This is a genomic window from Streptomyces sp. NPDC057445, from assembly GCF_042802855.1.
GTDB lineage: Bacteria > Actinomycetota > Actinomycetes > Streptomycetales > Streptomycetaceae > Streptomyces.
On sequence record NZ_JBHVDH010000011.1, the window covers coordinates 212,222 to 223,745 of the forward strand.

An 11,524-nucleotide genomic window follows, 5' to 3' on the forward strand; every position below is an offset into this window, starting at 1 on the left:
GGCGCGGACCGGGCCCTCGCTCACAGCGGGCGAAGACTCACTGCGCGCCCGGGCGGACCAGGCCGCTCTCGTACGCGTACACCGCCGCCTGAACCCGGTCGCGCAGGCCCAGCTTCGTCAGCACATGGCCCACATGCGTCTTGACGGTCGTCTCGCTGACGAACAGATCCGCGGCGATCTCCGCGTTCGACAGGCCACGGGCGACCAGCTTGAGCACCTCGACCTCGCGCTCCGTCAGCGTGTGCAGGGTGTTCGGAACCGGCTCGTCGCCTGACGGCAGATGGTCCGCGTACTTGTCGAGCAGCCGGCGTGTGATGCTCGGCGCCAGCATCGCCTCCCCGGCCGCGACCACCCGGATCGCCTGGACCAGCTCGTTCGCGGGAGCGTCCTTCAGCAGAAAGCCGCTCGCCCCCGCCTTCAGCGCCTCCACCACGTACTCGTCGAGGTCGAACGTCGTCAGCACCAGTACTTTCGCCGGGCCGTCGCGCCCCGGACCGGTGATCTGCCGCGTCGCCTCGACGCCGTCCATCCGCGGCATGCGGATGTCCATCAGCACCACATCGGGCTGCAGGGCCCGCACCTGCTCCAGAGCCTGCAGGCCGTCACCGGCCTCACCGACCACTGCGATGTCCTGCTCCGCCTCCAGGATCATCCGGAAGCCGGTACGCAGCAGCGGTTGATCATCGACCAGTAGGACGCGGACAGCCACGGGATCTCCTTCGCTAGACGCGCCCCATTCTGCCCTGACCCGCCTGCGGAAACTCCTCCGGGCGTCTCACCACCCGCTGCGCACCCCGACGCGGCGCCGGGGGCCGGCGCCGCGCTCCCGATGGAACGGCCCCCGAGCCGCGGCCCCGGCCGCTCCACGCACTCATTCCGGGGACCGTGGCCGCACCAGCGGCAGCGGGTACGGCGGAGGCGTCCCCCCGAACTCCGGACACACCGCCTGGTGGTCGCACCAGCCGCACAGCTTCGTCGGACGGGGACGCCAGTCGCCCGTCTCCGTGGCCCGCATGATCGCGTCCCACAGGGCCAGCAGCTTGCGCTCCACCCGCTCCAGATCGGCCGCGACCGGGTCGTACGTCAGCACCTCGCCGCTGCCCAGGTAGACCAGCTGCAGCCGGCGCGGCACCACGCCCTTGAGCCGCCACACCACGAGCGCGTAGAACTTCATCTGGAACAGCGCGCCCTCGCTGTATTCGGGCCGCGGCGCCTTGCCCGTCTTGTAGTCGACGATCCGCACCTCGCCCGTGGGCGCCACATCGACCCGGTCGATCACCCCCCGCAGCCGAAGACCCGACTCCAGCTCCGTCTCCACGAAGAGCTCACGCTCGGCGGGCTCCAGCCGCGTCGGGTCCTCCAGCGAGAACCAGCGCTCCACCAGCTGCTCCGCCTCCGCCATCCAGCGCGCCAGCCGCTCACCGTCCGTGTCCCCGGCGAACAGCTCGCCGAGCTCGGGACGCGACTCGAGCAGTTGGGCCCACTGGCCGGGAACCAGCGCCTTGGCCCGCGGCGGCGTGCGCTCCCCGGCCGGCGCGTCGAACAACCGCTCAAGGACGGCGTGCACAAGCGTCCCGCGTGTCGCAGCCTCGCTCGGCTTCTCCGGAAGTCTGTCGATCACCCGGAGGCGGTACAGCAAAGGGCACTGCATGAAGTCGCCGGCCCGCGACGGCGACAGCGACATCGGCGGCCGGACCTCCGGTGCCTCCTGAACCTCCGGTACCGAGGACCCGGTCCCGGCCGGCGACGGGTGACCGTCCAGGGCCGGCGGCTGGTCCTCCAGGACAGGCGTCGGCCCCTGGGAAGCGGGCAGAGGTCCTTCCGATGCGGGCGGCTGACTCGTACTCATGACTCAGACCCTACGGCCCGCCACTGACAGCGAGCGGAATACCATCGACGACAGACCCGCTCGCACTGCATGATCGAGCTAGTGACGCCTCGCAACGAAGGGAACCCGTGAAAAAGGACGAGGAGAGCGGCGAGCACACGCGGCCGCGGTCCGGCACGGGGAAAGCGGACCCCGAAAGCGGCAAGCAGCAGCACTCCGACGGGCCCGGCGGCGGCATCCTCATGGGCCGCCCCTTCGGCGTACCCGTGTACGTCGCCCCGAGCTGGTTCCTCGTCGCCGCCCTCATCACCTGGGTCTTCGGCGGCCAGCTCGACCGGGTCCTGCCCCAACTCGGCGGAGCGCGCTATCTCGTCTCGCTGTTCTTCGCGGTCGCCTTCTACGCGTCGGTGCTCGTCCACGAGCTCGCCCACACCGTGGTCGCGCTGCGCTACAAGCTGCCCGTCCGCAGGATCCAGCTCCAGTTCTTCGGCGGTGTCTCGGAGATCGAGAAGGAGTCCGAGACCCCCGGCCGCGAATTCGTCCTCGCCTTCGTCGGCCCGCTGCTCTCACTCGTCCTCGCCGGGGTCTTCTACGCCGGAATGCGGGCCGTCGAGCCCGGCACCGTCCCCGGAGTCCTGCTCGCCGGACTGATGATCTCCAACCTGATCGTCGCGGCGTTCAATCTGCTGCCCGGGCTCCCGCTGGACGGCGGCCGGATGCTCCGCGCGGTGGTCTGGAAGATCACCGGCAAGCCGATGAGCGGGACCGTCGCCGCCGCCTGGGTCGGCCGCGCACTCGCCGTCGCCGTACTGATCGGCCTTCCCCTGCTGACCCACACAGGTGCCCTCGGCAACGACACCCAGGACATCGGCGGCATGGACACCGTCACCGACGCACTGCTCGCGGCGATCCTCGCGGCCATCATCTGGACCGGGGCCGGCAACAGCCTGCGCATGGCTCGCCTGCGTGAACACCTCCCCGAGCTGAACGCCCGCGCCCTCACCCGGCGCGCCGTTCCCGTCGAGTCCGACACCCCGCTCTCCGAGGCCCTCCGCCGTGCGAACCAGGCCGGAGCCCGTGCCCTGGTCGTCGTCGACGGCCTGGGCGCGCCCATGGCTCTCGTCCGTGAGAGCGCCATCGTCGGCGTCCCCGAGCACCGCCGGCCCTGGGTGGCCGTCGGCGGCCTCGCCCAGGAGCTCGCCGAAGGAATGCGGGTGCCCGCCGAACTCGCCGGCGAGGCGTTGCTCGACCGGCTACGGGCAACACCGGCCACCGAGTACCTCGTCGTCGAGGACAGCGGCGAGATCTACGGCGTGCTCTCCACGGCGGACGTCGAGAAGGCCTTCGTCAAGGCCATGGCGAGACCCTCCTCCTAGCGGGCCCGGTCCACCTCCGCCGGATGTGGGCGCGGTCGGGAGCGTGAGCTCGGGCCGGTAGTCTGTTCACATGTCCGAACCGACCGGTGCCGCCCGCCGTCGCGGGCCCTTCAAGGTCGGGGACCAGGTCCAGCTCACCGACCCCAAGGGACGCCACTACACGTTCACGCTCGAGGCCGGGAAGAATTTCCACACCCACAAGGGTTCCTTCCCGCACGACGAGCTGATCGGCGCTCCCGAGGGCAGTGTTGTCCGTACCACGGGAAACGTCGCCTACCTCGCGCTGCGCCCCCTGCTCCCCGACTATGTCCTGTCCATGCCCCGCGGCGCCGCCGTGGTCTACCCCAAGGACGCGGGGCAGATCCTGGCCTTCGCCGACATCTTCCCCGGCGCGCGCGTCGTCGAGGCCGGTGTGGGATCGGGCTCGCTCAGCAGCTTCCTGCTCCGCGCCATCGGCGACGAGGGCATGCTGCACTCGTACGAGCGACGCGAGGACTTCGCGGAGATCGCCAAAGGCAACGTGGAGCGCTACTTCGGCGGTCCGCATCCGGCCTGGACACTTACCGTCGGTGACCTTCAGGACAACCTCTCCGACGCGGACGTCGACCGCGTCATCCTGGACATGCTCGCTCCCTGGGAGTGCCTGGAGGCCGTCTCCAAGGCGCTCGTCCCCGGCGGCATCCTCTGCTGCTACGTGGCGACCACCACCCAGCTCGCCCGGACCGTCGAGTCCATCCGCGAGATCGGCTGCTACGCCGAGCCGCAGCCGTGGGAGTCCATGATCCGCAACTGGCATGTCGAGGGCCTGGCCGTACGCCCGGACCACCGGATGATCGGCCACACCGGCTTCCTCGTCACCGCCCGCCGCCTCGCGGACGGCGTGGAGCCCCCGATGCGCCGCCGCCGCCCCGCCAAGGGCGCCTACGGCGAGGACTACGAGGGCCCGAACAAGGGCTGAGGACAAGGCCCGTACCAGGGCTGACGCCCCGCACAACGGCATGGTGCCGCCGTCGAGTTCCCCGGGGTCACGGGGAACTCGACGGCGGCACCTTTACGTTGCCTTGCCCACCCCCCTGTTCCCGCCCCCTGTGACGTGTGGCACTATGCGTCCCACCCCACCAGCACAGCTCCTCACAGGAGGCACCCCGCGTGCAGACTTCCGCGACGCTTCCGGACCTCGCGCACACGCACGCCCGCCCGGTGCACTGGCTCGCCACCGCGACGGCGATGGCCGCCGTCGTCGCGGGCGCCGGGCTGCTGCAGCCGGACGCCGCGAAAGCGAACCAGTCGGGCCCCCAGGTGGCCACAGCCGCCGCGCCCGCGCCGGACGTGACCGCCCTGGAACTGCCCCTCGAGTGCGGCGGAGCCGGTACGACAGTCGTGAAGAAGGCCTCGGGGGACCTCGACGGGGACGGCGGCGCCGAGACGGCCGTGGTGGCCCGCTGCGAGGCCGGATCCGGCACCCCGCCCAGCGGTGTCTACGTGGTGGCGCGCTCCACGACCGGTGCTCCCCGCGTCGTGGCGACCCTCCTCGAGCCCTCCGAGCGGCTCAGCGTAAGCGATTTCGCCGTCCGTGACGGAGCGGTCACGGCAACGCTCCTCGGCTACTCCTCGCTGAACGTCCCGCGCTGCTGCCCGGACGTGCAGGAGAAGGCCAAGTGGCGGTGGCAGGGCGGGAAGTTCGTCGAGTCCCGCCGTCCGGTATCGGCCACAAGCAGTGGCTGACCCGTCACCCTGCGTCTACTGATCGGCGTCGGGTCCGTAGACCTCGACCTTGTCCGAGACGCGACGTACATGGATGCAGTCGCCGGGGCACTCCTTGGCAGAGTCGATGACATCGGTCAGCAGCGGCAGCGGTACGGGCGTTGTGGCGCCCTGCTGCTGCAACAGCTCGTCGCCGGCGTTCTTCACATAGGCGAGTCCGTCGATGTCCAGCTCGAAGACCTCAGGGGCGTACTGGGCACAGATACCGTCGCCGGTGCACAGGTCCTGATCGATCCAGACTTCGAGAGCCTCGTTCATGTCGCCTGCCGTTCCTGCGCGGTGTGCATCAATAGGTGCGAGCCCTGACGGGTGTTGACCGTTCCGACGATACAACCGCCCGCTTTCCGATGTTGATGGGTGGGTATTCCCCTGGCGTGAGGGAGAGCGCAAGGGTGAAGATCGGACACACCCCTTCCGTCTTTGTGATCTAGGGGTTTCAATCACCACCCACCCAGGTAGGGTCAGGAAGCGTCCAGCTCCCCTTGGAGGAGGTGAGGACCGTGGCAGCCCACGACGACGACAACAACCGCGGCTTCCGGCCGGGACGGGGGTCTGAAGACCCTGCCGGCCAGGTTGCCTATCTCGAGCAGGAAATCGCCGTCCTGCGCCGCAAGCTCGCCGACTCTCCGCGTCATACGAGGATTCTCGAAGAGCGGATCGTCGAGCTGCAGACAAACCTGGCCGGCGTGTCCGCTCAGAACGAACGACTGGCGAACACGCTCCGTGAGGCCCGCGATCAGATCGTGGCCCTCAAGGAGGAGGTCGACCGGCTCGCACAGCCGCCGGCCGGCTTCGGTGTCTTCCTGCACGCCAACGAGGACGGCACCGCCGACATCTTCACCGGGGGCCGCAAGCTCCGGGTGAACGTCAGCCCCAGCGTCGAGCTCGACGAGCTCAGGCGCGGCCAGGAGGTCATGCTCAACGAGGCGCTCAACGTGGTCGAGGCCATGGAGTTCGAGCGCACCGGGGACATCGTCACCCTCAAGGAGATCCTCGAGGACGGCGAGCGGGCCCTGGTGATCGGGCACACCGACGAGGAACGGGTGGTGCGGCTCGCGGACACGCTCCTCGACGCCACCATCCGCCCCGGCGACGCCCTGCTGCTCGAGCCCCGCTCCGGCTACGTCTACGAGGTGATCCCGAAGAGCGAGGTCGAGGAGCTCGTCCTCGAAGAGGTCCCGGACGTCGACTACGACAAGATCGGCGGTCTGGGGAACCAGATCGAGATGATCCGCGACGCGGTCGAGCTTCCGTACCTCCACCCGGACCTCTTCCGGGAGCACGAACTGCGGCCACCGAAGGGCATCCTGCTCTACGGCCCGCCCGGCTGCGGCAAGACGCTGATCGCCAAGGCCGTCGCCAACTCCCTTGCCAAGAAGGTCGCCGAGGTGACCGGCCAGCCCGCGGGGAAGAGCTACTTCCTCAACATCAAGGGCCCCGAGCTCCTCAACAAGTACGTCGGTGAGACCGAGCGGCACATCCGCCTCGTCTTCCAGCGTGCCAGGGAGAAGGCCAGTGAGGGCACGCCCGTCATCGTCTTCTTCGACGAGATGGAGTCCCTCTTCCGCACCCGTGGCTCCGGTGTCAGCTCGGACGTGGAGAACACCATCGTCCCCCAGCTGCTCGCCGAGATCGACGGTGTCGAGGGCCTCGAGAACGTCATCGTGATCGGTGCCTCCAACCGGGAGGACATGATCGACCCCGCGATCCTGCGGCCCGGCCGGCTCGACGTCAAGATCAAGATCGAGCGTCCGGACGCGGAGGCCGCGAAGGACATCTTCGCCAAGTACCTCACACCTTCGCTGCCGCTGCACGCGGACGACCTCTCCGAGCACACCGGCTCCAAGGAGGCCGCGGTCCACGGCATGATCCAGTCGGTCGTGGAGCAGATGTACGCGGAATCCGAGGAGAACCGCTTCCTCGAGGTCACGTACGCGAACGGTGACAAGGAAGTCCTGTACTTCAAGGACTTCAATTCCGGCGCCATGATCCAGAACATCGTGGACCGGGCCAAGAAGATGGCCATCAAGGCCTTCCTCGACCACAACCAGAAGGGCCTACGGGTCTCCCACCTCCTCCAGGCGTGCGTGGACGAGTTCAAGGAGAACGAGGACCTTCCGAACACCACGAACCCGGACGACTGGGCCCGGATCTCCGGAAAGAAGGGCGAGCGGATCGTGTTCATCCGCACCCTCGTCACCGGAAAGCAGGGCGCGGACACCGGACGCTCCATCGACACGGTGGCGAACACCGGTCAGTACCTGTAGATCGCAGACCGGCTGCGGATGTCCGGAAGGACGTCCGCAGCCGCCTGCTTTCCACGGGCCCTGGACGGGTAACCCGACGACACAGAGCAATGACCGAATTGATCTCCCCACCAGCGCAGAGGCGTTCTAGGCTCGTCGGTACCGCCGAGTCGCGCAGTGCGGGGACGGGCACCGCGCACGCACCGGAGACCGAGCGGTACTTGAGCGTCGCCCCCAGACGGGAGCGCCGCCGGGCAAGGAGGGCCGCATGACCGTACGGCGAGTAATGGGCATCGAGACGGAGTACGGGATCTCCGTCCCCGGCCACCCGAACGCCAATGCCATGCTCACCTCGTCCCAGATCGTCAACGCCTACGCGGCGGCGATGCACCGGGCCCGACGTGCCCGCTGGGACTTCGAGGAGGAGAATCCGCTGCGGGACGCCCGCGGCTTCGACCTCGCCCGGGAGGCAGCCGACTCCAGCCAGCTCACGGACGAGGACATCGGCCTGGCCAACGTCATCCTCACCAATGGGGCCAGGCTCTACGTCGACCACGCCCACCCCGAGTACAGCGCCCCAGAGGTGACCAACCCGCGTGACGCGGTCCTGTGGGACAAGGCCGGCGAGCGCATCATGGCGGAGGCGGCCGAGCGGGCCGCTCAGCTCCCCGGCGCCCAGCCGATCCACCTGTACAAGAACAACACCGACAACAAGGGCGCGTCCTACGGCACGCACGAGAACTACCTGATGAAGCGCGAGACGCCCTTCTCGGACATCGTGCGCCATCTGACGCCGTTCTTCGTCTCCCGCCAGGTCGTGACCGGCGCGGGCCGCGTCGGAATCGGCCAGGACGGCCATGAGCACGGCTTCCAGATCAGCCAGCGGGCCGACTACTTCGAGGTCGAGGTCGGCCTGGAGACCACGCTCAAGCGGCCCATCATCAACACCCGGGACGAGCCGCACGCCGACGCCGAGAAGTACCGCCGCCTCCATGTGATCATCGGCGACGCCAACCTGTCCGAGATCTCGACGTACCTCAAGCTCGGCACGACCGCACTGGTGCTGTCCATGATCGAGGACGGTTTCATCAACGTCGACCTCGCGGTCGACCAGCCGGTGCGCACCCTGCACCAGGTCTCGCACGACCCGACCCTGGGGTGTCTGATCACACTGCGCAGCGGTCGGACACTCACCGCTGTCCAGTTGCAGATGGAGTACTTCGAGCTGGCCAGGAAGTACGTCGAGGAGCGCTTCGGCGTGGACGCGGACGAACAGACCAAGGACGTCCTGACCCGCTGGGAGGACACCCTCAACCGGCTCGAGAACGACCCCATGAGCCTGTCCGGGGAGCTCGACTGGATCGCCAAGCGGGAGATCCTCGAGGGCTACCGGCGCAGGGACGGCCTCGACTGGGACGCGGCGCGGCTTCACCTGGTGGACCTGCAGTACGCCGACGTCCGCCCCGAGAAGGGCCTGTACAACCGTCTGGTGGCCCGCGGCAAGATGAAGCGGCTCCTGGACGAACCAGACGTCCAGAGGGCCGAGAGCAAGCCTCCGGAGGACACCAGGGCCTACTTCCGCGGCCGCTGTCTCGAGCAGTACGCGGACGACGTCGCTGCGGCCTCCTGGGACTCGGTCATCTTCGATCTGCCCGGTCGTGACTCTCTGCAACGAGTGCCCACCCTGGAGCCACTGCGGGGCACCCGCAACCACGTCAAGGAGCTGCTGGACCGGTGCCGCACCGCCGAGGACCTGGTCCGGGTCCTGTCCGGAGGCTGAAATGGTCCGCGTACGGGAATCATTGCTGTAACCCCCGGACGTTGAGGAAAGTGCGGGGCCGATGTCAGACCCTGCTTGTAGGGTCTGATCTTGAGTGAGCCGAACCAAACGGGCAAACCGAGCGGGGTGAGGGATATGGCGACCAAGGACACCGGCGGCGGGCAGCAGCGGGCCACACGCTCCACCGAGGAGGTCGAGGAGCAGGCGCAGGACGCGCAGGCCTCCGAGGACCTCAAGGAGCGTCAGGAGAAGCTGTCGGACGACGTCGACTCCGTGCTCGACGAGATCGACGACGTCCTCGAGGAGAACGCCGAGGACTTCGTGAGGTCCTTCGTCCAGAAGGGCGGAGAGTGACTCCCTAACTGCGTTGGGGACACCCACGGTTGCCCGTCCCGGTGCCGACGGCCGAAGGCCGCAGGCGCCGGGACGGATGACCGGCGACGGCACGGGTAATGTCCGTGCAGTGCATGCAAGATCGGCCCGGCCCCGGTGGCGGGCCGCCGCCAATTCGGAAGGAATCGCGTGGAAGCCAACCCTCGTAGCACCGGGCGTCTGCCGGCGGCCTTCCTGACGCCCGGCTCGTCCTCCTTCATGGACTTCCTGGGCAACCACTCCCCGGAGCTCCTTCCGGGCAAGCGCGTCCTGCCACCGGTGCAGGGCGCCATCGAAGCGCCTCACGGCACGACGATCGTCGCCACGTCCTTCCCCGGCGGCGTGGTGCTCGCCGGTGACCGCCGGGCGACCATGGGCAACATCATCGCCCAGCGTGACATCGAGAAGGTGTTCCCCGCCGACGAGTACTCGGCGGTGGGCATCGCGGGCACCGCCGGCCTCGCCATCGAGATGGTGAAGCTCTTCCAGCTGGAGCTGGAGCACTTCGAGAAGGTCGAGGGCGTCCAGCTGTCACTGGAGGGCAAGGCGAACCGTCTCTCCACGATGATCCGGAGCAACCTCGGCATGGCCATGCAGGGCCTCGCCGTCGTCCCGCTCTTCGCCGGCTGGGACGTCGACCGGGAGAAGGGCCGCATCTTCTCGTACGACGTCACGGGCGGCCGCTCGGAGGAGCACGGCTACGCGGCCACCGGCTCCGGTTCGCTCTTCGCCCGCGGGGCGATGAAGAAGCTCTACCGCGACGACCTCTCCGAGCAGCAGAGCGTCACCCTCGTCGTCCAGGCGCTGTACGACGCGGCCGACGACGATTCCGCGACAGGGGGCCCGGACGTGGCCCGCCGGATCTATCCCGTCATCACCGTCATCACCGACGAGGGCTTCCGCAAACTGACCGAGGGTGAGGCCTCCGAGGTCTCCCGCGCGGTGCTGGAGCGCCGCCTCGAAGAGCCCGACGGCCCGCGCGCCGCGCTGCTCTGATGATCTCCCAGCCACCGCGGGGCGGTGCCCCTGCGCCACTGACAGAAAGGGACGGATAGCCGGTGTCGACGCCGTTCTACGTCTCACCCCAGCAGGCCATGGCCGACCGGGCGGAGTACGCCCGCAAGGGCATCGCCCGGGGCCGCAGCCTGGTCGTCCTTCAGTACACCGACGGCATCGTCTTCGTCGGTGAGAACCCGTCCCGCGCGCTCCACAAGTTCAGCGAGATCTATGACCGGATCGGCTTTGCCGCGGCCGGCAAGTACAACGAGTACGAGAACCTGCGGATCGGCGGCGTGCGCTACGCGGATCTGCGTGGCTACACCTACGACCGTGACGATGTGACGGCCCGTGGTCTCGCCAACGTCTATGCGCAGACGCTGGGCACGATCTTCTCCAGTGCGGGCGAGAAGCCCTACGAGGTGGAGCTGGTCGTGGCCGAGGTGGGCGCCGCACCGGAGGGCGACCAGATCTACCGGCTGCCGCACGACGGTTCGATCGTGGACGAGCACGGCTCGGTCGCCGTCGGCGGCAACGCGGAGCAGATCAGCAGCTTCCTCGACCAGCGGCACCGCGACGGGATGTCGCTCGCCGAGGCGCTGAAGCTCGCGGTGCAGGCGCTGTCCCGGGACACCAACGGCACCGAGCGTGAGATCCCCGCGGAGCGGCTGGAGGTGGCGATCCTGGACCGCACCCGGCCGCAACAGCGGAAGTTCAAGCGCATCGTGGGCCGACAGCTGTCGCGCCTGCTGCAGGCGGACGACGCGGCGTCTGCGCCGACGGAGGTCCCCTCCGACGCGGAGGACTCCGAAGGGGAGGCGTAACCACCTCCCCCTGGCCCCCACCGGTCCGCTGCGGGTCGCTGCGCGGGCGGTGCGGGTGTGGTTGTCGGGGTTGGCCGGTGCGGGTGCGCTGCGCTGCGCGGTGCGGGTGTGGTTGTCGGGGTTGGCCGGTGCGGGTCCGCTGCGCGGTGCGGGTGTGGTTGTCGGGGTTGGCCTGTGCCGTGACTGCGGCCGGGGTGTCCGTCCTCAAGCGCCGGACGGGCTGGGTGTACGGGGTTGGCCTGTGCCGTGACTGCGGCCGGGGTGTCCGTCCTCAAGCGCCGGACGGGCTCAATGCGGGGGCTGTCGTTTGGGGTGGGGCGGGGCCCCTCCGGGCTCGA

11 protein-coding genes are annotated in these 11,524 nt (G+C 69.0%); 8 read left to right on the top strand and 3 right to left on the bottom strand.

From position 1 onward, the window contains the following. Positions 1–37 precede the first annotated feature (37 nt). Positions 38–709, bottom strand: coding sequence for a response regulator (locus ACFU5O_RS23560; protein ID WP_384243638.1), 672 nt, complete (start codon positions 707–709; stop codon positions 38–40). Positions 710–871: 162 nt separating this feature from the next. Beyond that, on the bottom strand, positions 872–1,684 hold the full coding sequence (locus tag ACFU5O_RS23565; RefSeq protein WP_384243673.1) for a RecB family exonuclease: 813 nt from the start codon (positions 1,682–1,684) through the stop codon (positions 872–874). A 272-nt stretch (positions 1,685–1,956) separates the two neighbouring features. On the opposite strand from ACFU5O_RS23565, the gene ACFU5O_RS23570 reads away from it, so the two are divergent. From ACFU5O_RS23570 to ACFU5O_RS23580, 3 genes are all read left to right on the top strand, one after another. After that, positions 1,957–3,204: a site-2 protease family protein gene (locus ACFU5O_RS23570; RefSeq protein ID WP_384243640.1), complete on the top strand. Its 1,248-nt coding sequence runs from the start codon at positions 1,957–1,959 to the stop codon at positions 3,202–3,204. A gap of 70 nt (positions 3,205–3,274) precedes the next feature. After that, positions 3,275–4,162 (top strand): tRNA (adenine-N1)-methyltransferase, encoded by an 888-nt coding sequence (locus ACFU5O_RS23575; protein ID WP_351223935.1) that lies wholly within the window; start codon positions 3,275–3,277, stop codon positions 4,160–4,162. Positions 4,163–4,353: 191 nt separating this feature from the next. Then, complete coding sequence (locus tag ACFU5O_RS23580; protein ID WP_384243642.1) at positions 4,354–4,929, top strand: hypothetical protein; 576 nt, start codon at positions 4,354–4,356, stop codon at positions 4,927–4,929. Positions 4,930–4,944: 15 nt separating this feature from the next. On the opposite strand, the gene ACFU5O_RS23585 is transcribed toward ACFU5O_RS23580, so the two are convergent. After that, positions 4,945–5,226, bottom strand: coding sequence for a ferredoxin (locus ACFU5O_RS23585; RefSeq protein ID WP_384243643.1), 282 nt, complete (start codon positions 5,224–5,226; stop codon positions 4,945–4,947). Positions 5,227–5,468: 242 nt separating this feature from the next. On the opposite strand from ACFU5O_RS23585, the gene arc reads away from it, so the two are divergent. From arc to prcA, 5 genes are all read left to right on the top strand, one after another. Beyond that, positions 5,469–7,235: a proteasome ATPase gene (arc, locus tag ACFU5O_RS23590; RefSeq protein ID WP_384243645.1), complete on the top strand. Its 1,767-nt coding sequence runs from the start codon at positions 5,469–5,471 to the stop codon at positions 7,233–7,235. Between the two features lie 247 nt (positions 7,236–7,482). Beyond that, the gene (gene dop, locus ACFU5O_RS23595; protein ID WP_384243647.1) at positions 7,483–8,994 is read left to right on the top strand and encodes a depupylase/deamidase Dop; all 1,512 of its coding nucleotides are present in this window, start codon (positions 7,483–7,485) and stop codon (positions 8,992–8,994) included. Positions 8,995–9,129: 135 nt separating this feature from the next. After that, on the top strand, positions 9,130–9,348 hold the full coding sequence (locus ACFU5O_RS23600; protein ID WP_093657191.1) for a ubiquitin-like protein Pup: 219 nt from the start codon (positions 9,130–9,132) through the stop codon (positions 9,346–9,348). Positions 9,349–9,516: 168 nt separating this feature from the next. Next, positions 9,517–10,362 carry a proteasome subunit beta gene (gene prcB / locus ACFU5O_RS23605; RefSeq protein ID WP_384243650.1) on the top strand — a complete coding sequence of 282 codons (846 nt, stop codon included), beginning with the start codon at positions 9,517–9,519 and terminating at the stop codon, positions 10,360–10,362. Positions 10,363–10,424: 62 nt separating this feature from the next. After that, positions 10,425–11,186: a proteasome subunit alpha gene (gene prcA / locus ACFU5O_RS23610; RefSeq protein ID WP_384243652.1), complete on the top strand. Its 762-nt coding sequence runs from the start codon at positions 10,425–10,427 to the stop codon at positions 11,184–11,186. Positions 11,187–11,524: the final 338 nt, after the last annotated feature.

Excerpts from the sequence above, each read along its gene's own strand:
- ACFU5O_RS23565 (WP_384243673.1), bottom strand. The coding sequence starts at position 1,684 with ATGTCGCTGTCGCCGTCGCGGGCCGGCGACTTCATGCAGTGCCCTTTG.
- ACFU5O_RS23575 (WP_351223935.1), top strand. The coding sequence starts at position 3,275 with ATGTCCGAACCGACCGGTGCCGCCCGCCGTCGCGGGCCCTTCAAGGTC.
- ACFU5O_RS23585 (WP_384243643.1), bottom strand. The coding sequence starts at position 5,226 with ATGAACGAGGCTCTCGAAGTCTGGATCGATCAGGACCTGTGCACCGGC.
- dop (WP_384243647.1), top strand. The coding sequence starts at position 7,483 with ATGACCGTACGGCGAGTAATGGGCATCGAGACGGAGTACGGGATCTCC.
- ACFU5O_RS23600 (WP_093657191.1), top strand. The coding sequence starts at position 9,130 with ATGGCGACCAAGGACACCGGCGGCGGGCAGCAGCGGGCCACACGCTCC.